The following is a 19,975-nucleotide window of genomic DNA, read 5'->3' as shown; positions in this document are numbered from 1 at the left end:
ACGGTGTCGCACCCACGGTCGCCGGGGCCTCGCGAACCGTTACTGCCATGGCATTTTTGTGTCAGTACCGAGATCAGAGCCGAGATCAGCGCCGTAATCCGGAGAGGTAAAGGAAGGACAACGGATCCACGCCGGCCTTGACGTTCTGAATGTCGTTGTGGGCGACTACGCAGAGCCGTCCCTGCCAGCTCGGGATCACCGGCACCTCCCGCGCGATCACGGTCTGTAGCTGCCCGATGAGCTCGTCGCGCTTCAGCCCGTTCTGCTCGGTCCGTTGCTGCTGCAGCAGCTTCGTGGCGGCGGCCGAGCGGTACCCGTTCTGGAACGGTACGTCGGTGACGAACGGCGCCAGGTAATCGTCGGCGTCCGGGTACTCCGGGATCCAGCCGAACTGGTACATGTCGTACGCCCCGGCCTTCGCCGCCACCTGGTACTGCGGCCACTCCGCACTCCGCAAGGTCACCCGGAACAGGCCGGACGCCTCCAGCTGGCGCTTCAGCTCGAGCACCTCGGCCTTCGCGCCGGTGCCGAACTGCGTCGGCGTCCAGCCGACCGTCAACGGGACCGGCGCGGCGATGTTCGCGGCCTTGAGGATCGCCGCGGCCGCCGTCTTGCTCGGCTGCTTGTACTCGGTCTTGAACGCGTCGGTCTGACCGCCGAACCCGGGCGGCACCACGGAGTACAGCGGCGACACGTGGTCGCCGTACGCCTTCTTCGCGATCGCCGGCCGGTCGATCAGCTGGGCGACCGCTTGCCGGATCGCCGGCTTGCGGGCCAGCAGCGACTTCATCTGGAAGGCGAAGAACCGGATCTCCGCGGAGTTGGTCTCGACCACCTGCACCTGGTCGGACTTGCGCAGCTTGTCCAGCAGGCTCGGGCCGAACCCGTGGAAGGCGACGTCCGCCTGGCCGGACGTGACGGCCTGGTAGAGCGCGGTCGAGTCCTTCAGCCGGCTGATCGTGGCGCCGTCGTTCTGCGCGGCCCGCGGGCCCTTGTACCCGGCGAACTTGGCGAGCGTGACCTCGACGCCGGGTTTGTACGCCGCCAGCTGGTACGGCCCGCTACCGACCGCCTTGCCGTCGAGCAGTTGGTTCGCCGGGTACGACTGCTCGTCGACGATCGACGCGGCGGTCGTGGTCAGCAGGTACGGCAGGCGGGCGTCGGGGGCGGTCAGGTTGAACACCGCGGTCAGGTCGTCCGGAGTGGTCACGGACTTCACCGAGGAGAACAGGTGAGCCGCTCCCCCGGGCGTCTTCAGCCGCATCATCCGGTCGAAGCTGAACTTCACGTCCGACGAGGTCAAGTCGTGCCCGTTCGGGAAGGTGAGGTGCTCCTTCAGGCTGCACGTGTAGGTCGTCGGCGAGTCGAACTGACAGTCCGCTGCGTCCGGCACCGGGGTCGGCTTGTCGGGCAGGATCGTCAGCAGCGTCTGGTACAGGTTCGCCTGGACGGTGCGGGAGTCGGCGTCGTACGGGCCGGCCGGGTCGAGGGAGGACATCGAGTCGGTGGTGACGACCCGCAGCAGCATCAGCTTCGGCGACGACTCACCCGGGTGCGGCGCATTGTCGTCCGGCTGACCGCAGGCAGCCAGAGACACCCCCAGGGCACCCACCGCCACGGCCGCCGACATCCGGCGCACCCACTCACTCACCGTCTCACCTTCCCCAGACTGATACCCAGACAACGCCCCCGCGGGCACCAAAGTGACGGTAGCCCGTCAATGGAGCAGGGAGCGCAGCGACTCCGGGGTGAGCGGTTCGAGCGACTTCACGACCAGCCGGCGCGGCGCGTCCGGGATCGAGATCCACTGCGGTACGGCGACGACGTACGCGCCGGCCGCCGTACCGGCCTGGGTGCCTGTCATCGAGTCCTCGATCACCACGCAGTTGGCCGGGTCGACGCCGAGCTTGGCGGCGGCGGTCAGGTAGGGCTCCGGGTTCGGCTTGCCCAATGTCACCTCGTCGCCGGCGACGATCACGTCGAACGGGTCCGGCGGCAGGTGCAGGAGGACCGCGTCGATCATCTGCCGGTACGACGCCGAGACCAGCGCGCACGGCACCTCTTCCTTCCGCAGCGCCTGCAGCAGCTCGAGCGCGCCTGGCTGGAACGTGACCTCCCGACGGAGCGCCACGATCACCTCGGAGAACATCCGCTCGGCCAGCTCCTCGGCGGTGATCACGCCGGCCGGGATCCGCGCCATCCAGACCTGGACGGCGTCGCGCAGGTCGCTGCCGATCAGCGTCATGCAGTCGTCGATCGTCCAGGTCGCGCCGAGCTCGGCGAGCAGCTCGAGCTGGACCTCCGCCCAGACCTTCTCGGAGTCGACCAACGTCCCGTCCATGTCCCACAGCACCGCTTGCAGGGCCGGCAACTACCGCTCCTCTGTGTCGTCTCTTCGATCAGGTCGGTTCCATTCTCCCTGGTCGGGCCAGCTCCGGACCGTCCGGGTCTCACCCGACACGTTCCGCTGCGCGTGAAACGGGGCACACCGGTGCGCCGGAACACGTAGGCTGGCAGTCCGGTTCCCGCCGGATTGCCTACAGACGACAGGGGGCCTGCGAGTGGTTGACCTCGCGAACCTGAGGGACCCGGTCGTGATCGCCGCGTTCGAGGGCTGGAACGACGCGGCCGAGGCGGCCACCGGAGCGGTCGACCATCTCGTCGACGAATGGGACGCGGAGCTCGTCACGGCGATCGACCCCGAGGACTACTACGACTTCCAGGTGAACCGTCCCCAGGTCGGCCTCGACGACGACGGCGTACGGCGGTTGTCCTGGCCGACGACCCGGATCTACCTGGCCCGGCCCGACGACACCGGCCGCGACGTGCTGCTGATCCGCGGTATCGAGCCGAACATGCGCTGGCGCGCGTTCTCCCGCGAGCTGCTGGAGATCGTCGACGAGTCCAACGCGCAGATCGTCGTCGTGCTCGGCGCGCTGCTCGCCGACTCGCCGCACACCCGCCCGATCCCGGTGTCCGCGACGTCGTCCGACCCGGAGCTCACGGCGTCCTGGAGCCTGGAGGCGTCGACGTACGAGGGCCCGACTGGCATCACCGGTGTGTTCGCCGACCTGTGCACCACGCTCGGCGTCCCGTCGGTCTCGATCTGGTCCGCGATCCCGCACTACATCGCCGGCACACCCTGCCCGAAGGCCTCGCTCGCTCTGCTCGGCAAGATCGAGGCGCTGCTCGACCTGGCCATCCCCGAGGGTGAGCTGCCGGAGCTGGCCCGCGCCTGGCAGCGCGGCGCCGACGAGCTCAGCGAAGAGGACCCCGAGGTCGCGGAGTATGTCCAGTCGCTCGAGGAGCAGCGCGACACGGCCGACCTCCCGGAAGCCACCGGCGAGGCGATCGCGGCCGAGTTCGAGCGCTACCTCAGACGCCGTAACAAGAACCACCCGAGCGATTAGGACTAAGCCGGCATCTCACGGGTCGCGGTGGTGATCACGTCGTCGAGGACCGCGCGGGAGGTGGTCAGGTCGGCGATCATCTGGTCGATGCGGTCCCGCTCAGCGGTCAGCGACATGACCAGCTCGGGCGTGGCCCGCTCGTTCGGGCCACCGTCCGGGTCCCGCATGCACGGCAGCAGTTCAGCGATCTTCTTGCTGTGCAGCCCGGCCGCGAACAACTCCTGGATCAGGATCACCCGGTCAACCGCGCGTTCGGCGTACTCACGCTGACCGCCGGCCGTCCGGTCCGACACGAGCAGGCCCTGCGCTTCGTAGTACCGCAGCGACCGCACGCTGACTCCAGCCCGCTCCGCCAGCTCGCCGATCCGCACCACGCCTCCAGGACTTGAACCTGACACTGATGTCAGACTTTACCGTCCCGGTATGACGCTCTACGACTACAGCCCGATCACCGAACGACCCGCCCTGAACTGGCCCGATGGCAAGCGCGTGGCCTTCTACGTCGGCCTCAATATCGAGCACTTCCTGCCCGACGAACCTTCCACCAGCATCTGGCCGCTCGACCTCAAGCCCGACCCGTTGAACCACGGTTGGCGCGAGTACGGCGCACGGGTCGGCATCTGGCGGATCATCGACATCCTCGACCGGTACGGCGTGCGCGCGAGCGCGCTGATCAACTCGATGGTTGCCGAGCACAACCCGCAGATCCTCAAGGCGGGTTCCGAACGCGACTGGGCCTGGCTCGCGCACGGGCAGACCAACTCGATCCTGCACACCGGCTACGAGCCCGACGAGGAACGCCGCATCCTGACGGATATCACCAGCACGATCGAGACCGCCACCGGCAAGCGGCCGAAGGGCTGGATGGGGCCGGCGCTGACCGAGACCCACAACACCCCGGAGCTGCTCGCCGACCTCGGGTACCAGTACGTCCTCGACTGGACCAACGACGACCAGCCGTACCGCCTCAACGTCCCCGGGATGCTCAGCGTCCCGTACACCCTCGAGCTCAACGACCTCGGCCTGTTCCTCCGCGGCCTGTCCGGCCCCGACTTCCTCCAGATGGTGAAGGACCAGTACGACGTACTGCGCGAAGAGGGCGGCCGGGTGATGGCGCTCGCGCTGCATCCGTTCGTGATCGGGCAGCCGTTCCGGGCGAAGTACCTGAACCTCGCGCTGGAGTACATTGCCGCGCAGAGCGACGCCTGGCTGACCACGAGTGACGACATCGCCGCCCACTACTCGACCACGTAACCCGGCGGGGCATGGCGCGTTGTTACTAATGGGTTTATTCTCGTCCGGATAACTGGGGGGTGACGGCGCGCCGTCACCGGGAGCACGGGGAGTAACGCATGCGGAACGAGCGGGGCGGTAGTTCGATCCCTGCCCTCGCCGTGCTCGTGCTGCTCGGCATCGTCGCCGCGGTCGGCATCTTCGGCAACAAGGCCGGCAAGCACATCACCGTCGACCTCGCTACGCTGACGGCCTCGACGACCGCCACCACGATCGCGACCGCACCGCTCGATACGCAGCCGTTCACCGGCACCGACGGTCTGGTCGTCCACCCGCGCGCCGAGGCCGCGCTGTTCACCGCCCCGAACGCCGACGCGTTCGGGAAGATCGGGCCGACGCAGTTCGGCCAGACCTGGCTGCCGGTGGTCGAGCAGACCGACGGATGGGTCCGGGTCCTGCTCCCCTCCAAGCCCAACCGGTCCACCGGCTGGCTCCAGGACGAGGATCTCGACCGCGCCTCCTCGTCATACCTGATCCGCGTGCACACCAGCTCGCGGACCATCGAGCTCTTCCACAACAACAAGAGCCTCGGCAGCTGGAAGGCCGGGGTCGGCGCGAAGAAGACGCCGACACCGCCCGGCCGGACGTTCCTGCTCGGCTCGATCATCGACCACAAGCGGTCGGCGTCCCCGATCGTGCTCCCGCTGGGTGCACACAGTCCCACCTTGGACACGTTCGGTGGCGGCCCTGGTACGGTCGCGATCCACGGCTGGCCGAATCCGCACGTCTTCGGCGCGGCGATCAGCGCCGGCTGCGTCCGGGTGCCGAAGACCGCCCTCGCCGATCTGCAGAAGGTTCCGCTCGGGACGCTCGTCCTGATCGACAGCAAATAAGGGAGATTCCGATGCGACGACAGTTGACTCCGACCGTGCTCACGGCTGCGGCCGTGGCGGGGGTCGTGACGTTCAGCCTGGTCGCCAGTGCGCCGGCCGGCAACGCCGCGGCCCGGCCGTCGTCGGCTTACGCCGTGAGCGCGGAAGGCCAGGTGCCGATCCCGAAGACGCCGTACGCCGAATCGCTCGACGGCAAGCGGCAGACGACCTCCGCGCTGGAGCTCCCGAAGAACCCGCTGCTCTCGGTCCGGGCCGGTACGGCGACCGCGGGCAACGACTCCGCGTCGGTCGAGCTGTTCGACATCGTGGTCGGTCCGGACATCCTCAGCCAGGTGCAGATCCCGCCGGAGCTGAAGCAGCAGTGCGCGAGCCTGCCGAAGACCGGCGCCGAGGATCTGCCGCTGCCGGACATCGCGCTGCCCGACCTGGGCCTGCCGCTGCCGAAGCTGAGCACCAAGGACCTGCCGGTCAAGAACCTCCCCGACCTGTGCAACCTGCTGCTCAACCCGCCGACGTCGCTGCTCGCCATCGACTCGCTGAACGTCTACTGCTCGGGTGACTCCGGCGGCGTCGACCTCGGCACGATCACGCTGCTCGGTCAGACCCTGAAGCTGCCGAGCACGAAGCAGGGCGCGTCCCTGCCGTCCAACCCGCTGGCGGCCATCAGCGTCAACAGCCAGGGCAAGCACTCGGACGGCTCGTTCACGATCACCGGCCTGAGCATCAACCTGGGCGGCGGCGCCGAGGTCATCAACCTCGCCTCGGCCACCTGTGCCAAGCCCGCTGCGAAGCCGAAGCCCACTCCCAAGCCGACCCAGCCGGACGTCCAGGCCCCGCCCGTCGACCACGTCCCCGCGGCCCCCGTCCCCACCCCCGTCAAAACCCACCAGCCCGTCACCGGCTGACCTACATCATGCGAGTTGGGGAGGATCCTGCACCGAATCGGGCGCAAGATCCTCCCCAACCTCTGTTAGAGCTTGACGCCCAGTAGGGCGTCTACGGCTTGGGCGACGAGGGCGGGAGCCTCGTGGTCGTCGCCTTCGGTTTCGGCCCAGGCGTCGACGGCGGCCAGGGCCGCGACCGTGTCCAGGTCGTTCGTGAGCGCGGCCCGCAGCGCATCGACCGCCGCCGCGCCGTCGGGCCCGGACCCGCGGCCCACCGCACCGCGCCACACGTCCAGCCGTGCCTGCGCGTCGGTCAGGTCCGACTCCATCCAGAACCAGTCGGTGCGGTAGTGATGCGTGAGCAGCGCCAGCCGGATCGCCATCGGGTCCGCGCCCGCCAGCCGCTCCTTCGACACCAGCACCAAGTTGCCCTTGGATTTAGACATCTTCTCGCCGTCGAGCCCGACCATCGCCTGGTGCACGTACGCCCGCGCGAACGGGTGCTTACCGGTTGCGACCTGCGCACCGCTCGCCGACATCTCGTGGTGCGGGAAGATCAGGTCGGAACCGCCGCCCTGGACGTCGAACGTCATCCCGAGGTACTTCAGCGCGATCGCCGAGCACTCCACATGCCACCCCGGCCGGCCGCGCCCGAGCGCCGAGTCCCACGAGGGCTCCCCCGGCCGCTCGTGCCGCCAGAGCAGGCTGTCCAGCGGGTCCTGCTTGCCCTCACGGTCCGGGTCGCCGCCGCGCTCCGCGAACAGCTCCCGCATGGTCTCGCGGTCGTAGTTCGACACGCCGCCGAACAGCGGGTCGGTCTTCACCGCGAAGTACAGGTCGCCGTCGACGGAGTACACGGCCCCGGCCCGGCGCAGGTCCTCGACCGCGTCCGAGACTAGGCCGATCGACTCGACGACGCCGATGTAGTGCTGCGGCGGGATCACCCGCAGCGCGGTCATGTCGTCGCGGAACAACTGGATCTCCTGCGCGGCCAGATCGGTCCACTCCACGCCGGTCGCGGTCGCCCGCTCGAGTAGCGGGTCGTCGACGTCGGTGATGTTCTGGGTGTAGTGGACGTCGTACCCGCTGTCCCGCCACAGCCGGTTGATCAGGTCGAACGTGACGTACGTCGCCGCGTGGCCCATGTGCGTCGCGTCGTACGGCGTGATGCCGCACACGTACATCCGGGCGGTCTCGCTGTCGACGGGCGGCACCTCGACCAGGCCGCGGGAGGCGGTGTCGTAGAGGCGCAGCCGCCGGGCCGGCCCGGGTACGACCGGGATGTCTGGTTTCGTCCACGCCTGCATGTATCGGAGCTTATGCCAGTCCGATTTTCAATGACGCGACACGGTTCCAATCCGTGGTCGCCCACACCGGCCGAGGACCGGTCCGGTAGGTCGGCGCCGGAGGCCTAGAACGCCGGCCAGGGGATCGCGGGCCAGTCGTCGCTCGGGTACGGGAAGGTGCCGGTCTTGAGCAGCGTCGCGCAGCGCTCGCGGGTCGCGGTCAGCTCGACCGTGGTGATCAGTTCGCACAGTTGTTGCCCGAAGCCACCAGCCAGCTGATCGGCCAACCGGCGTACGTCGTCGAGCAGGTCGGCCGGGATCGGGTCGCCGGCCCAGCCCCACAGCACCGTCCGGAGCTTGTCGTCGGCGTTGAAGGTGACGCCGTGGTCCACGCCGTACACGCGGCCGTCGCCCGGGTTCAGCACGTGGCCGCCCTTGCGGTCGGCATTGTTGACGACGGCATCGAACACTGCCATCCGCTTCAGCGCCTCGTTGTCCGCGTGCACGAGCGTGACCGGATTGTGCCGGCCGTCGAGCGCCTCGAGGACGCCGACCCAGCCCTTCGGCACGCGGCCCTGCGGCACGATGTCGACCAGCTCGGTCTCCCCCGGGCCGAGCTCGGCCTCGTCGATCCACAGCTGCACCATGCCCTCGCCGAGCGGCCCGTCCCGCAGCAGCGTCGGCGGCACGACCGACCAGCCGAGCGCCTCGGAGACGACGTACGCCGCGAACTCGCGCTGCGCCAGCGTGCCGTCGGGGAAGTCCCACAGCGGCCGCTCGCCCTCGACCGGCTTGTAGACCACCGTCGCGGTCTCGCCGTCCAGGCTCACCGAGCCCTGGAACGTACCGTTCGAGGCCGCGACGAGGCGGCCGTGCAGTGACAGCTCCCCGCGGGCGAGCAGGTCGGGATCGGTCATCATTCGGGCAGGTGCCGGCGGTAACCGTTGGCGCGCGGGCAGATGTGTCCGTCGGCGTCGATCGGCCGGCCGCAGAACGGGCAGCTCGGGCGACCGGACGCGACCAGCGCGACCGCGCGCCGGGCGAATGCCCTGGCCTGCTCCTCGGTGATCCGGACGACGAACACCTCGGCGTCGTCTGACTCCATCGCGGCCGTGACCGGATCGGTCTCCTCGAGGTCGGCCTGCTCACCGGTGACGACCGCGAACACCTCGATCACCACCCGCTCGGCGTCGGCCTCCCAGGCCAGCGTCATCGTCCCGGCCCGGAACTCCTCCTCGATCGGCTGCTCCAGCGGCGCCGTGTCGTCGGCCGAGGTCTGCGTCACCGGATCGCGGTCGAAGCGCCGGGCGACCTCGTCCAGCATCACGTCGAGCCGCTCCGCGAGTGCCATCACCTGTTCCTTCTCGCACGCGACCGACGTCAGCCGTTGCCCGGCCCTGGCCTGCAGGAAGAACGTCCTCGCACCCGGTTCCCCGACGGTGCCGGCGACGAACCGCTCTGGGTCGTCGTAGGTGTGTACAACTCGCGCCATACCTAGACCCTATTACCGTCCGCCTACTACCGCGTCCGAGGACTGCTTCTTGGGCTTGCCTTTCGCTGACGGCTTAGGGACCAGCGAGGCCAGCTCGCTGCCGGAGTCGTTCAGGCGGACCAGGAACGGGCGGGTCGCGGTGTAGGTGATGATCGTGGTCGACGCGGTGTCCACGACGATCCGCTGGAACGTGTCCAGGTGCTGGCCGAGCGCGTCCGCGACGATCGCCTTGATCACGTCGCCGTGCGAGACCGCGACCCAGATCGCGTTGCTGCCATGGGACTTGGCCAGCTCCTGGTCGTGCGCCCGTACGGCGTCGACCGCGCGCTGCTGCATCGCCCGCATCGACTCGCCGTTCGGGAACGTGACCGCGGACGGGTGCTGCTGGACGACGGCCCAGAGCGGGTCCTTCGCCAGCGTCGCGATCTTCTTGCCGGTCCAGTCGCCGTACCCGCACTCCGTCAGCCGGCGGTCGGTTGCCGGACGCAACGCGGGGTGGTGCTCGGCGTGGTGCTTCGCGATCGCGGCCGCGGTCTGTTTGCAGCGCTCGAGCGGCGAGGTGACGATCGCGGCCAGCGGCAGCTCGGCCAGCCGCTGCGCGACCGCCTCGGCCTGCTCGACACCGGTCGCATCCAGCTTCACACCGGGCGTCCGACCGGCCAGCGTGCCGGAAGTGTTCGCTGCACTACGACCGTGCCGGACCAGAATCACCGTGGGCATGGTGTGCACGTTATCCGGTCCGGCAAACCGTGATGCCATCATGGGTGGGTGATCGTGGACTGCGGGGTGTACGCCGAGGGGGAACGGCGGGATCTGCCCAAGGACCCGGAGACCGTTGCCCAGGCCATCGACGACGACCACGAGTCGTTCGGGTGGATCGGGCTGCACGACCCGTCCGACGCCGAGATGGAGCGGGTGCAGCGGCTGTTCGACCTGCACGACCTCGCGGTCGAGGACGCGCTGCAGATCCACCAGCGGCCGAAGGTCGAACGCTTCGGCGACATGATCCTCGTCGTCCTGCGGACCCTCTGGTACGTCGACGAGGGCGACGCGGTCGAGACCGGCCAGGTGACCGCGTTCATCGGCCAGCGGTACGTCGTGACCGTGCGCCACGGGGAAGGCGGCGAGCTCGCGACCACCCGCCACCAGCTGGAGGAGCGCGCGTCGATGCTAGGGCACGGGCCGGCCGCCGTCCTGTGGGCGATCTGCGACGCGATCGTGGACCAGTACGAGACCGTCGCCGAACAGGTCGAGATCGACGTCGACGAGATCGAGAGCTCGGTCTTCTCACCCGAGCGGACCAGCGACGCCGAACGGATCTACCGGCTCAAGCGCGAGGTGCTCGAGATGCGCCGGGCGATCGATCCGCTCCGTGAGCCGATGGAGGAGTTCGCGCACGGCGTCGCGGGGCTCGGCCCGAAGGCGAGCCCGTTCTTCCGCGACGTCGCCGACCACCTCACCCGCGTGTCCGAGCAGACCGAGTCCATCGACGTCCTGCTGCAGTCGGCGCTGAACGCACACCTCGCCCGGGTGTCCGTCCAGCAGAACGACGACATGCGAAAGATCTCGGCCTGGGTTGCCATCGCAGCCGTGCCCACGATGCTGGCGGGCATCTACGGCATGAACTTCGACAACATGCCAGAACTCCGCTGGCACTTCGGGTACTACGCCGTACTCCTGCTGATGGCCGTCGTCTGCACCACCATGTACCGCTTCTTCCGCAAAGTCGGCTGGCTCTAGGTTGCTGTGATCGTGCTGGTGGCCAGGAGGATCACCAGGACGATGCCCAGCAGGACCCGGTAGAAGGCGAACACCTCGATCGTGTGCTTGGCGACGAAGCGGAGCAGCCAGGCGATCGAGGCGTAAGCGACGATGAAGCTGACCACCGTGCCGACGAGCAGCGGCACGGCGCCCACGTTGCCGTGAAGCGCGTCCTTCAGCTCGTAGACGCCGGCGCCGACGAGCGCAGGGATGCCCAGGAGGAACGAGATCCGGGTGGCCGCGACCCGGTCCAGACCTCGGAAGAGGCCGGCCGAGATCGTGGCGCCGGAGCGGGAGATGCCGGGGATGAGGGCCAGGCACTGGACCAGGCCCATGACGAGCGCATCGACGAACGTGATGCGGGTCAGCGGCCGTTCCTTGGTGCCGATGCGTTCGGCGGCGACCATCACGATCGACCAGCCGATCAGTGCGGCGGCGACCCACCACAGGCTGCGGAGCGGGCCGGAGATCAGGTCGCGGGCGAGGAAGCCGACGATCACGATCGGGACCGAGCCGACGATGACGTACCAGCCCATCCGGTGGTCGAACTCGCCGCGGTGTTCGGGGTTCGCCAGCCCGCGGACCCAGGCGACGGCGATCCGGGAGATGTCCTTCCAGAAATACAGGACGACCGCGGCGATCGCGCCGACCTGGATCACCGCGGTGAAGCCGGTGATCGACGGGTCGTCGATCTTCAGGCCGAGCATCTTCGACACGATGGTCAGGTGCCCGGTGCTGGAGACCGGGAGGAATTCGGTCAGGCCCTCGACGATGCCGAGGATGATGGAGTCCCAGATCGTCATCAGCCCGCGACCCCGGACAGCTCGAGCGCCTCGGCGGCGGTGTGCAGGTCGGCGATCCGCTGCTCGAGGGTCGACGCGAACGGCGTCAGCGCGACGGTGGTCGCCCCGGCCTCGGCGTACGCCGTCAGCTTCTCGGCCATCCGCTCCTTCGAACCGAGCAGCGAGATCGAGTCCAGGAACCCGAACGGTACGGCGGCCATCGCCTCGCGGTGCTTCTTGTCCAGGTACAGGTCCTGGATCTGCTTGGCCTCCTCGGCGTACCCCATCCGGACCGCGAGCGCGTTGTAGAAGTTCTTCTCCCGGCTGCCCATGCCGCCGATGTACAGCGCGGCGTACCCCCGGACCGGATCGGCCGCGACCTGCAGGTCGTCACCCGTCATCAGCGGAGTGGTGACCACGACATCGAATCCATCGAGGTCCTGCTGACGGACTGCGCGGCCCGCCTTGATGTGCGTCAACTGCTCTCCCAGATAGGCAGGATCGTTCAGGATGCCGAGCCAGCCGTCGGCGATCTCGCCGGCCAGCTCGAGGTTCTTCGGACCGACCGCCGCCAGGTACACCGGCACGTGGTCGCGGATCGGCCGCACGGTCAGTTTCAGCGCCTTGCCCGGTCCGTCCGGCAGCGGCAGCGTGAAGTGCTTCCCCTCGTACGCGACCGTCTCCCGCCGGAGCGCCGCGTTCACGATGTCAACGTACTCACGCGTCCTGAGCAGAGGCTGAGAAAAACGGACCCCGTGCCACCCCTCCGAGACCTGCGGCCCCGACACGCCCAGCCCCAGCCGGAACCGGCCGTTCGACAGCCGGTCCAGGGTCGCGGCCGTCATCGCGGTCATGGCCGGCGTCCGCGCCGGGATCTGGAAAACGGCCGCGCCGACGTCGATCGTGGTGGTCTGGGCGGCGATCCAGCTGAGCAGCGTGGCCGCGTCCGAGCCGTACGCCTCCGCGGCCCAGGTGACCGCGAAGCCGAGTGCCTCGGCCTCCTTCACCAGCCTCAGGTGGTCGAGGTGGTCGTCGCCGCCGAAGACGAAGCCGATGTTGAGTCCGAGTCGCATGACTGGCGAGCCTAGCGAGAGGTTGTCGGTGGCCCGCAATAGGCTCGGGTCATGCAGCAGCGCTATCTCGGTCACAGTGGTCTGGCGGTGAGCCGGCTCGGCCTGGGCACCATGTCGTGGGGCCGGGACACCGACGAGCATGAGGCGCGCGAGCAGCTGGCCGCGTTCGTGTCCGCGGGCGGGACGCTGATCGACACCGCCGCGGCGTACGGCGACGGTGACAGCGAGCTGCTGATCGGGTCGCTGCTCGGCGACGTGGTGGACCGCGACGACCTGGTGATCGCGACCAAGGCCGGGTTCAGCGTCCGCCGGGGCGAGCGGATCACCGACACCTCGCGCGGTGCCCTGCTGCGTGACCTCGACGGCTCGCTGCGGCGGCTCGGGGTCGACCACATCGACCTTTGGCAGCTGCACACCTGGTCCGACGACGTCCCGCTGGAGGAGACGCTGTCGGCGCTGGATCACGCGGTCAGCTCCGGCAAGGTGCGGTATGTCGGCATCTCGAACTACGCGGGCTGGAAGTCGGCCCGGGCTGTCACCTGGCAGCAGGCGTGGCCGGGCCGAGCGGTCCCGGTGTCGAACCAGGTGGAGTACTCGCTGCTCGCCCGGGACGCCGAGGTGGACGCCCTCCGGGCCGCCGCCGGGCTCGGCATCGGAGTGCTGGCGTGGTCCCCGCTCGGGCGCGGTGTGCTGACCGGGAAGTACCGGACCGGCATCCCGGCGGACTCGCGGGCGGCGTCTCAGCATCTGTCCAGATTCGTCGACCCCTATCTCGATGCGCGGGCTTCAGGCATCGTGGAAGCGGTTGCCCGGGCAGCGGACGGGCTCGGCTGGACCCCGCTCGAGGTCGCGCTGACCTGGGTGCGGGACCGGCCCGGCGTGTCGGCGGCCATCGTCGGAGCCCGGACTGCGCTGCAATTGAAGTCGGTGCTCGGAGTGGAGGAACTCACCCTGCCGCCCGCGATCGCGGCGGCGCTGGAGGATGTTTCGTGAGGGCTTTGTTGTTGAGGTAGCAGGAGGTGCGGATGGCCGAATACGAGCTGCAGCAGTTCGAGGTGTCCAGGACGGAGTCCCGCGGTGCGGTGCGCAGGTTGCTCACCGAGCACGCGGAGTACGGCGGGTGGGAGCTTGCCCGTCTGCGTCGCTATCCCGACGGCACCCGGCGCGTCTGGCTCCGCCGCCGCATCATCCGCGTGATGCGGACCCTCTGAGCAACACACTCACCAGCTCGCGCTGGCTCCCGACGCCGACCTTGTCGAACGACGCCCGCACGTGTTCCTGCACGGTGTGCGGCGACAGACACAACCGCTCGACGATCTGCCGCGTGGAGTAGCCGCGCAACAGCAGCCCCGTGACCCGTTGCTGGGCCGGGGTGAGTCCGTGCAGATCCAGCAGCAACGACCCCAGCTGGCCCGCTGTCACCGGCTCGATCACGACGACGATCTGCCCGTCCTCCCCGAGCCGCGACGCCTGAAGCTGTAACCAGTCGCCGGTCCGCGTCCTGACCTTCACCCTCGCGGTCGCCTGGTCGAGCTGCATCCGCGCGGCCACCGCCCGAACCGCAACGGGCAGCTCACCCGCCCGCAGGTTGTCCGCCTGCGGGTTGTGCGCCTGCAGGTGGGGCCGGCCGCCGGGGGTCCGGCTCGCGCCGAGCTCCGAGAGCCAGTGGTCCGCCTCGGCGCTCGACGACTGCAGCCGGAGCCGGGTGTCCAGCATCACCACGCCCGGCCCGACTCTCGGGCCTCCGGCATACCAAACGGTATGGTCTGTCAGGCCCGGATCAAACTCCTGCGTCTCGGAGGCGGTGGGGCGGAGTCCGAGGCGTAGGGCCTCGCCGAGGTGCGGCGCAAGACGGCGTACCAGCTGGACCTCGTGGTCCGCGAAGCCTGCCTGCGCCTTCTCGCGGTGCAGGCACAGGACGCCCCAGCAGCGGCCGTTCGACAGCAGCGCGGCGCGGAGCTCGTCGCCGAGACCGAGCGGGCGCATGACCTCGGCGTACCGCGGGCTGCTCCCCCAGTCGCCCTTCGTCGCCTGGCCCAGCGACCGCACCGGATCACGGCCGCCGGCCAGTACGGCGAACTTGTTCACGTCGTCCTGCCCGAACTCGTTCGCGATGAACTGCTCGGTGACGGCGCCCAGCGGCTCGTCGACCATCGCCGACGTGAACAGCACCGTCGCCGGATCCACCGTCGCGAAGAACGCCGCGTCGACCGTCAGCACACCCCGCAGCCGCGCGAGCACCTCGGACCGCAACTGATCGGCGTCCAGCCCCGCGTAACAGCGCTGGATCAGCACTTCCAGGCGATCCATCGGCCCCTACCCCCGCCCCGCCCCCATGATCGGGATGCTACGCCGGTACGACGCCGAGTTGCCGGAGCAGACCCAGGTCGTCGAGCCGGCCCCAGCGCTCGACGATCAGGCCGTCGCGGAGCCGCCAGATGTTGATCCCCGGCAGGCTGACCGCCTTGCCGTCGGGTGGCACGCCCATCACCTGGCCGCGCTGCGTCCCGCCGGCCGTGAAGCGTTCGACGACGAGGTCGCCCTCGGCGATCAGCTCGTGCAGGTCGCTGTGCCAGTCCGGGAACGCGGCCCGCATCATCTTCGCGGCGTCCCGCATCCCCTCCCGGTCCGCGCTGACCCCGAACGGCGGGTCGTGGTTGATGAAGTCCTCGGCCAGGTAGGTGTCCACGACGCCGAGATCCCCCTTGGTGAACAGTCCGTCGATGAAGTCCTTGACGACGGTCTTGTTGCTCTCTGTTGTGCTCATGGCTCGATCGTGCGCGGGTCCGGATCCCGGCTGTACCCCGATTAGTTGGGGTTCTCCCGGTGAAATATCTCTGCGACAGAGGTAATCTCGGAGATGTGACCGAGACTCTCGCCGAGGACCTGCTGGCCGCCATCGGGCTGGTGCGCCGTCGCCTTCGCCGAACTGCGGGCCGGCCGTTGGCGCTCAGCACGCTGACCGGCTCGCAGGCGGAGCTGGTCCGGCTCGTACGGCGCAACCCGGGCATCTCCGTCGCCGAGGCCGCCGCCGAGCTCGGTCTCGTCGCGAACACCGTGTCGACCCTGGTCGGCCAGCTCACCGAGCGCGGCATGCTGCTGCGCGCCCCCGACGAGACGGACCGCCGGGTCGCCCGGCTGACCCTGACCGAGCCCGCACGCGAGCAGGTCGAAGCCTGGCGCGACCGCCGCGCCGCCCTCGTCACAGAGGCGCTCGACGGTCTCGCAGGCGAGGACCGAGACGCCATCCGGGCCGCCTTACCGGTCCTCGCCGTCCTCGCGGAGCGGCTACATCCGAACCAGGAAGCCCAGATGTCACACGCACACGGCGCCTTCAAATGACACGAAGGAGCGCGTTTGACGTCCTCCACCGCCCGAAGGCGGAGGATTCCAACCGCTGCGGGTTGAGGTTTGCGGTTCATGGCCGTGCCTTACTGCGCAAGAAGGCTCCCCGCACTGCCACGGCCCGCCCGGCCGCGGTTATTGCTTGTGCTTCGACTGCTGACTGCTTGGTTATCGCAGCCAGGGAGGACGCTACCTCGCCCGACCGACAAAACCTGAAGGGAGGGAGATGGCGTCTGTGCAGCTCGGTCAACGACCGCGATCCAGCGCCATCAAACCTATGAGTGCCGAACCCGCGTCGGCAGTGCCGGCCGCCGAGATCATCGGGTTGAGTCACCGGTTCGGCGACCATCTCGCGGTCGACAGCCTCGACCTGACCGTCTCCCCCGGTGAGTGCTTCGGCCTGCTCGGTCCGAACGGCGCCGGCAAGACCACGACCCTCCGGGTGCTCAACACGCTCTACCCGCCGCAGTCGGGTTCGGTCCGCGTCTTCGGCCTCGATGTCCGCAGCGATGCCATGTCGGTACGGCGGATGCTCGGCTACGTCCCGCAGCAGTTGTCGATCGAGGGCGCGCTCACCGGCCGGGAGAACGTGTCGTGGTTCGCCCGGTTGTTCGACGTACCGCGGCGTGAACGGGCGGCTCGGGTGGCCGAAGTACTCGAGATCGTCGACCTGACCGATGCGGCAGACCGGCTCGCATCGACGTACTCCGGCGGGATGGTACGGCGCCTCGAGCTTGCGCAGGCGCTGGTGAATCGGCCCGCGCTGCTCGTGCTCGACGAGCCGACCGTCGGGCTGGATCCGGTCGCGCGGGACTCGGTGTGGGCGCGCGTACAGGACATGCAGGAGCGGTACGGGATGACCGTGCTGCTGACCACGCACTACATGGAGGAGGCCGACATCCTCTGCGACCGGGTTGCGCTGATGCACCTGGGCCGGCTGCGGGCGCTCGGCACCCCGACCGACTTGAAGGCCGAGCTCGGCCCCGAGGCGAGCCTCGAGGACGTGTTCCGGCACCACACCGGCGAGAGCCTCGCCGACGGCGAGAAGGGAGGCCTGCGCGATGTCCGTGGCACCCGTCGCACCGCCCAGCGCCTGGGTTGATTCGCGGCCGCGAGCGGCGCTCCGGCTGTTCTCCAGGATCGGCACGTTCTGCCTGGTCGAGCTGCAGAAGCTGCGGCACGACCGGACCGAACTCATCACCCGCGCGATCCAGCCGATCCTGTGGCTGGTGATCTTCGGCCAGACGTTCAGCCGGATCCGCGCCATCCCGACCGGCAACGTCCCGTACCTCGACTACCTCGCGCCCGGCATCATCGCCCAGTCGGCGCTGTTCGTCGCGATCTTCTACGGCATCCAGATCATCTGGGAACGCGACGCCGGCATCCTCACCAAGCTCCTCGTCACGCCCAGCCCGCGCTCGGCGCTGGTCGCGGGCAAGGCGTTCGCGGCCGGCGTCCGGACGATCTCGCAAGCGATCGTGGTGATCATCGTCGCCGCGCTGCTCGGCGTGCATCTGACCTGGAATCCGTTGAAGCTTCTCGCCGTTCTTGTCGTCGTAGTACTGGGCGCGGCGTTCTTCTCGTGCCTCTCGATGACCATCGCCGGCCTGGTCCTGCGCCGCGACCGCCTGATGGGTATCGGCCAGGCGATCACGATGCCGCTGTTCTTCGCGTCGAGCGCGCTGTACCCGATCGCGATCATGCCCGGCTGGCTGAAGGTGCTGAGCCACGCGAATCCCCTGACCTACGAGGTCAGCGCCCTCCGCGGCCTCCTCATCGGCCAACCCACCAACTACCTTTTGGACTTCGCAGTCCTGATCGTGGCCGCGTTCGCAGGCATCTGCGCAGCCTCGGCGTTGCTCAGCCGGCTGGCGCGCTAGAGGTCGTGGCGGACCCAGACGTTGGGTTCGACGTAGACGGCGTGGTTGTGGGTGACGTCTGCGTGGACGGGGACCAGGGCCTTGGGTACGACGACGTCGCCGGTGGTGTCGAACGGGAGGCCGGTCCACTCGCGCCACTCGTCGAGGGTGCCGGCGATGACCATCGAGCGTGGGGCGACCTGGACGATCGTGCCGCCGGCTTTGACGTGGACGCGTAGCCAGGGATCGATCGGCAGGCCGTCCGGCCGGGTCTCCTGGATGTACTGCGTCATCGGTTGGTGCGGGTCGGTCTTGCCGTTCGGGCGGACCGGCGCGTACAGGGCGGTGTGGCCTTTCGCCTTCACGGCTTGGCGCATGGCAGCGAGCATGTCGTGCGAGAGGCCGCGGCCGAGGTGGGTCGGACGGATCAGGATCTCGAGCGCACTCGACACGTTCGGCTCGCGGCCGGTGCGGAGGTCCTGGAAGCCCCAGTGCAGGACGCGGTCCCAGCCGCCGGTGGGCAGGTCGGTGCGGTCCTCGTCCGGGTACACGAACGGGATGCTCCGGCCGTGCGCGACCAGCTCGCCGTCCTCGGTCGCGACGATGCACTGGTCCGGGAAATGCCGTGGCACCTGACCCATGAACGCGTTGCCGATCGGGTCGTTGTGCATGAACGCCGGCCAGACGTCGGCGAACTCGTACAGCTTGTCCAGGTACTCAGGCCGCTCGGCCAGCGTGCTGATCACGATCGCTCGACTGTTCTCCGGCATGTGCCGCAGTCTGGCACTGCACCAGGACGGTCAGCGACACAATTGCGGTGACGAGTCCGGCGCCGACCAGGGTGTGCTCGGCGCCCAGCGTGGCGATGATCGGGCCGCCGCACAGCATGCCGGCGGAGCTGCCCGCATTCACCACGACCGTCTGTCCCGACAACAGCGCGCGCCGATCGGCGCCCGATGACTCCCGGGTGATCAACTGGGAGATCGCGGCGTTCCCGACGGCGACGGTCAGGCCGGCCCCTGCCCCGAGAGCCGCGATCGCCGGCGGTGTCGACCACAGGCCCATGCCGACGAAGCACAGACCGGCGCTGGCCCACGCGATCGAGGCGAGCGGCACCGGCCTGACCCGGCGGATGACCGCGAGCGAAGCGGCCGACCCGATCAGCGAGCCGACGCCGTACCCGGTCATGCCGGCGGCCAGGTAGACCCCCGGGCGCCCGCGTTGCTCACCGATAATCGACAGGCCGAGACTGAACGCGAACCACATCACGCAGCCGGTCCCGCGAACGATCCAGCCCTGGAGTACGCCGGGCCGGCCTTCGAGGCTCGCGCGGATCGACGGCGTCGCCGTAGCGTCCGGGGCGCGTTCCGCCCGCACTGTGCAGGCGAGAAGACCGGCTACGAGTACTGCGACAGCCTCGATCCACAGCAGACCGTTGGTGAGACCGGTCGACACGGCGAGCGCGCCGGCCGAGGGTCCGAGCAGCATGCCGATCCTACGCAGACCGTCCTGCCACGTGAGCAGTACGACGGCCTGCCCCTCGCGCCGGCGGTCTCCGGTGTCGGCCAGCAGCGCTGATCGCCCCGGGCTCGACAGCGCGTCACCGAAGCCGAGGAGCAATCCGCTCAGCACGAGCAGTCCCGGCGTGAGCAGGCCCACCTCGGCCGCTGCCGGTACGGACGCCAGCGCGAGAGCAGAAATCGCCGCCACGACGGCGAGCCGGGGACCGGAGTCCACCCACTGACGAGCCTTCCGTGCCCACCACGGCGAGAGCAGCATCGGTACGCCGGCAACCCCGCCGACCAGTCCGGTCGCGGCGACAGAGCCGGTCTCCCGCAGGATCACCAGCGGCAGCGCGACCTGCGTGAATCGGAGCGCGAAGTCCGCCACTCCTCCCCCGGCCAGTAGTGCGATCGCTTCGGTCCGGGCCTTCATGCCTTTGATTCTTGGCGAATCC

General features: G+C 69.2%; 23 protein-coding genes. 10 read left to right on the top strand and 13 right to left on the bottom strand.

What is annotated here, in order from left to right; all coding sequences use genetic code 11:
• Positions 1–85: 85 nt before the first annotated feature.
• Positions 86–1,651, bottom strand: coding sequence for an ABC transporter substrate-binding protein (locus ABT313_RS20155; protein WP_350855698.1), 1,566 nt, complete (start codon positions 1,649–1,651; stop codon positions 86–88).
• A gap of 66 nt (positions 1,652–1,717) precedes the next feature.
• Positions 1,718–2,371 carry an HAD family hydrolase gene (locus ABT313_RS20150; RefSeq protein WP_350855696.1) on the bottom strand — a complete coding sequence of 218 codons (654 nt, stop codon included), beginning with the start codon at positions 2,369–2,371 and terminating at the stop codon, positions 1,718–1,720.
• 190 nt (positions 2,372–2,561) lie between these two features.
• Between ABT313_RS20150 and ABT313_RS20145 the strand changes: the two genes are divergently transcribed.
• On the top strand, positions 2,562–3,410 hold the full coding sequence (locus ABT313_RS20145; RefSeq protein ID WP_350855693.1) for a PAC2 family protein: 849 nt from the start codon (positions 2,562–2,564) through the stop codon (positions 3,408–3,410).
• A gap of 2 nt (positions 3,411–3,412) precedes the next feature.
• Here the strand turns inward: ABT313_RS20145 and ABT313_RS20140 are convergent, their stop codons facing one another.
• Complete coding sequence (locus ABT313_RS20140) at positions 3,413–3,781, bottom strand: MerR family transcriptional regulator (RefSeq protein WP_350855690.1); 369 nt, start codon at positions 3,779–3,781, stop codon at positions 3,413–3,415.
• A gap of 52 nt (positions 3,782–3,833) precedes the next feature.
• On the opposite strand from ABT313_RS20140, the gene ABT313_RS20135 reads away from it, so the two are divergent.
• The 3 genes from ABT313_RS20135 to ABT313_RS20125 all read left to right on the top strand — a co-directional run bounded on the left by ABT313_RS20135 (position 3,834) and on the right by ABT313_RS20125 (position 6,441).
• Positions 3,834–4,664: a polysaccharide deacetylase family protein gene (locus ABT313_RS20135; RefSeq protein ID WP_350855687.1), complete on the top strand. Its 831-nt coding sequence runs from the start codon at positions 3,834–3,836 to the stop codon at positions 4,662–4,664.
• 98 nt (positions 4,665–4,762) lie between these two features.
• Positions 4,763–5,536 (top strand): L,D-transpeptidase, encoded by a 774-nt coding sequence (locus tag ABT313_RS20130; protein WP_350855684.1) that lies wholly within the window; start codon positions 4,763–4,765, stop codon positions 5,534–5,536.
• A gap of 11 nt (positions 5,537–5,547) precedes the next feature.
• Positions 5,548–6,441 (top strand): hypothetical protein, encoded by an 894-nt coding sequence (locus tag ABT313_RS20125; protein ID WP_350855681.1) that lies wholly within the window; start codon positions 5,548–5,550, stop codon positions 6,439–6,441.
• Between the two features lie 65 nt (positions 6,442–6,506).
• On the opposite strand, the gene mshC is transcribed toward ABT313_RS20125, so the two are convergent.
• From mshC to ABT313_RS20105, 4 genes are all read right to left on the bottom strand, one after another.
• On the bottom strand, positions 6,507–7,727 hold the full coding sequence (mshC, locus tag ABT313_RS20120) for a cysteine--1-D-myo-inosityl 2-amino-2-deoxy-alpha-D-glucopyranoside ligase (protein ID WP_350855678.1): 1,221 nt from the start codon (positions 7,725–7,727) through the stop codon (positions 6,507–6,509).
• 104 nt (positions 7,728–7,831) lie between these two features.
• A complete protein-coding gene (locus tag ABT313_RS20115; protein WP_350857787.1) occupies positions 7,832–8,623 on the bottom strand; it encodes an SCO1664 family protein in 792 nt (263 codons plus the stop codon).
• Positions 8,623–9,198 (bottom strand): DUF3090 family protein, encoded by a 576-nt coding sequence (locus tag ABT313_RS20110; protein WP_350855675.1) that lies wholly within the window; start codon positions 9,196–9,198, stop codon positions 8,623–8,625. The genes ABT313_RS20115 and ABT313_RS20110 overlap by 1 nt, the downstream gene beginning before the upstream one ends.
• 12 nt (positions 9,199–9,210) lie before the next feature.
• Complete coding sequence (locus ABT313_RS20105; RefSeq protein ID WP_350855672.1) at positions 9,211–9,918, bottom strand: histidine phosphatase family protein; 708 nt, start codon at positions 9,916–9,918, stop codon at positions 9,211–9,213.
• A gap of 48 nt (positions 9,919–9,966) precedes the next feature.
• Between ABT313_RS20105 and corA the strand changes: the two genes are divergently transcribed.
• Complete coding sequence (corA, locus tag ABT313_RS20100; RefSeq protein WP_350855669.1) at positions 9,967–10,938, top strand: magnesium/cobalt transporter CorA; 972 nt, start codon at positions 9,967–9,969, stop codon at positions 10,936–10,938.
• On the opposite strand, the gene ABT313_RS20095 is transcribed toward corA, so the two are convergent.
• Positions 10,935–11,762, bottom strand: coding sequence for an undecaprenyl-diphosphate phosphatase (locus tag ABT313_RS20095; protein WP_350855666.1), 828 nt, complete (start codon positions 11,760–11,762; stop codon positions 10,935–10,937). The two genes, corA and ABT313_RS20095, sit on opposite strands and share 4 nt — an antisense overlap.
• Positions 11,762–12,814 carry an LLM class F420-dependent oxidoreductase gene (locus ABT313_RS20090; protein ID WP_350855664.1) on the bottom strand — a complete coding sequence of 351 codons (1,053 nt, stop codon included), beginning with the start codon at positions 12,812–12,814 and terminating at the stop codon, positions 11,762–11,764. Before ABT313_RS20090 ends, ABT313_RS20095 begins: the two co-directional genes overlap by 1 nt.
• A gap of 51 nt (positions 12,815–12,865) precedes the next feature.
• On the opposite strand from ABT313_RS20090, the gene ABT313_RS20085 reads away from it, so the two are divergent.
• Positions 12,866–13,807: an aldo/keto reductase gene (locus tag ABT313_RS20085; RefSeq protein ID WP_350855661.1), complete on the top strand. Its 942-nt coding sequence runs from the start codon at positions 12,866–12,868 to the stop codon at positions 13,805–13,807.
• 32 nt (positions 13,808–13,839) lie between these two features.
• Positions 13,840–14,025: a DUF5703 family protein gene (locus tag ABT313_RS20080; RefSeq protein ID WP_130448421.1), complete on the top strand. Its 186-nt coding sequence runs from the start codon at positions 13,840–13,842 to the stop codon at positions 14,023–14,025.
• Here ABT313_RS20080 and ABT313_RS20075 read toward each other — a convergent pair.
• Positions 14,000–15,124, bottom strand: a complete 1,125-nt coding sequence (locus ABT313_RS20075; protein WP_350855656.1) for a GAF domain-containing protein — start codon at positions 15,122–15,124, stop codon at positions 14,000–14,002. The genes ABT313_RS20080 and ABT313_RS20075 overlap by 26 nt on opposite strands.
• 37 nt (positions 15,125–15,161) lie before the next feature.
• Entirely contained in the window at positions 15,162–15,581 is a 420-nt protein-coding gene (locus tag ABT313_RS20070; RefSeq protein ID WP_350855652.1) for an ester cyclase, read from the bottom strand.
• A 95-nt stretch (positions 15,582–15,676) separates the two neighbouring features.
• Here ABT313_RS20070 and ABT313_RS20065 point away from each other — a divergent pair, with 95 nt between their 5' ends.
• From ABT313_RS20065 to ABT313_RS20055, 3 genes are all read left to right on the top strand, one after another.
• Positions 15,677–16,156 (top strand): MarR family winged helix-turn-helix transcriptional regulator, encoded by a 480-nt coding sequence (locus ABT313_RS20065; RefSeq protein WP_350855649.1) that lies wholly within the window; start codon positions 15,677–15,679, stop codon positions 16,154–16,156.
• A 280-nt stretch (positions 16,157–16,436) separates the two neighbouring features.
• Positions 16,437–17,261, top strand: coding sequence for an ABC transporter ATP-binding protein (locus ABT313_RS20060; protein WP_350855646.1), 825 nt, complete (start codon positions 16,437–16,439; stop codon positions 17,259–17,261).
• Complete coding sequence (locus tag ABT313_RS20055) at positions 17,221–18,039, top strand: ABC transporter permease (RefSeq protein WP_350855643.1); 819 nt, start codon at positions 17,221–17,223, stop codon at positions 18,037–18,039. The genes ABT313_RS20060 and ABT313_RS20055 overlap by 41 nt, the downstream gene beginning before the upstream one ends.
• On the opposite strand, the gene ABT313_RS20050 is transcribed toward ABT313_RS20055, so the two are convergent.
• Together ABT313_RS20050 and ABT313_RS20045 are read right to left on the bottom strand one after the other, a co-directional pair.
• Positions 18,036–18,788, bottom strand: coding sequence for an N-acetyltransferase (locus ABT313_RS20050; RefSeq protein ID WP_350855640.1), 753 nt, complete (start codon positions 18,786–18,788; stop codon positions 18,036–18,038). The two genes, ABT313_RS20055 and ABT313_RS20050, sit on opposite strands and share 4 nt — an antisense overlap.
• Positions 18,736–19,953 carry an MFS transporter gene (locus ABT313_RS20045; RefSeq protein WP_350855637.1) on the bottom strand — a complete coding sequence of 406 codons (1,218 nt, stop codon included), beginning with the start codon at positions 19,951–19,953 and terminating at the stop codon, positions 18,736–18,738. Before ABT313_RS20045 ends, ABT313_RS20050 begins: the two co-directional genes overlap by 53 nt.
• Between the last annotated feature and the right edge of the window lie 22 nt (positions 19,954–19,975).

The organism is Kribbella sp. NPDC000426 (genome assembly GCF_040300265.1).
Lineage (GTDB): Bacteria > Actinomycetota > Actinomycetes > Propionibacteriales > Kribbellaceae > Kribbella.
This window is presented reverse-complemented; position numbering and strand designations above follow the sequence as displayed.

Bases quoted from the DNA above. Each gene is read 5' to 3' on its own strand.
- ABT313_RS20135 (WP_350855687.1), top strand. From the start codon at position 3,834: ATGACGCTCTACGACTACAGCCCGATCACCGAACGACCCGCCCTGAAC.
- ABT313_RS20130 (WP_350855684.1), top strand. From the start codon at position 4,763: ATGCGGAACGAGCGGGGCGGTAGTTCGATCCCTGCCCTCGCCGTGCTC.
- ABT313_RS20125 (WP_350855681.1), top strand. From the start codon at position 5,548: ATGCGACGACAGTTGACTCCGACCGTGCTCACGGCTGCGGCCGTGGCG.
- mshC (WP_350855678.1), bottom strand. From the start codon at position 7,727: ATGCAGGCGTGGACGAAACCAGACATCCCGGTCGTACCCGGGCCGGCC.
- ABT313_RS20115 (WP_350857787.1), bottom strand. From the start codon at position 8,623: ATGACCGATCCCGACCTGCTCGCCCGCGGGGAGCTGTCACTGCACGGC.
- ABT313_RS20110 (WP_350855675.1), bottom strand. From the start codon at position 9,198: ATGGCGCGAGTTGTACACACCTACGACGACCCAGAGCGGTTCGTCGCC.
- ABT313_RS20105 (WP_350855672.1), bottom strand. From the start codon at position 9,918: ATGCCCACGGTGATTCTGGTCCGGCACGGTCGTAGTGCAGCGAACACT.
- ABT313_RS20095 (WP_350855666.1), bottom strand. From the start codon at position 11,762: ATGACGATCTGGGACTCCATCATCCTCGGCATCGTCGAGGGCCTGACC.
- ABT313_RS20090 (WP_350855664.1), bottom strand. From the start codon at position 12,814: ATGCGACTCGGACTCAACATCGGCTTCGTCTTCGGCGGCGACGACCAC.
- ABT313_RS20085 (WP_350855661.1), top strand. From the start codon at position 12,866: ATGCAGCAGCGCTATCTCGGTCACAGTGGTCTGGCGGTGAGCCGGCTC.
- ABT313_RS20080 (WP_130448421.1), top strand. From the start codon at position 13,840: ATGGCCGAATACGAGCTGCAGCAGTTCGAGGTGTCCAGGACGGAGTCC.
- ABT313_RS20075 (WP_350855656.1), bottom strand. From the start codon at position 15,124: ATGGATCGCCTGGAAGTGCTGATCCAGCGCTGTTACGCGGGGCTGGAC.
- ABT313_RS20070 (WP_350855652.1), bottom strand. From the start codon at position 15,581: ATGAGCACAACAGAGAGCAACAAGACCGTCGTCAAGGACTTCATCGAC.
- ABT313_RS20060 (WP_350855646.1), top strand. From the start codon at position 16,437: ATGAGTGCCGAACCCGCGTCGGCAGTGCCGGCCGCCGAGATCATCGGG.
- ABT313_RS20055 (WP_350855643.1), top strand. From the start codon at position 17,221: ATGTCCGTGGCACCCGTCGCACCGCCCAGCGCCTGGGTTGATTCGCGG.
- ABT313_RS20050 (WP_350855640.1), bottom strand. From the start codon at position 18,788: ATGCCGGAGAACAGTCGAGCGATCGTGATCAGCACGCTGGCCGAGCGG.
- ABT313_RS20045 (WP_350855637.1), bottom strand. From the start codon at position 19,953: ATGAAGGCCCGGACCGAAGCGATCGCACTACTGGCCGGGGGAGGAGTG.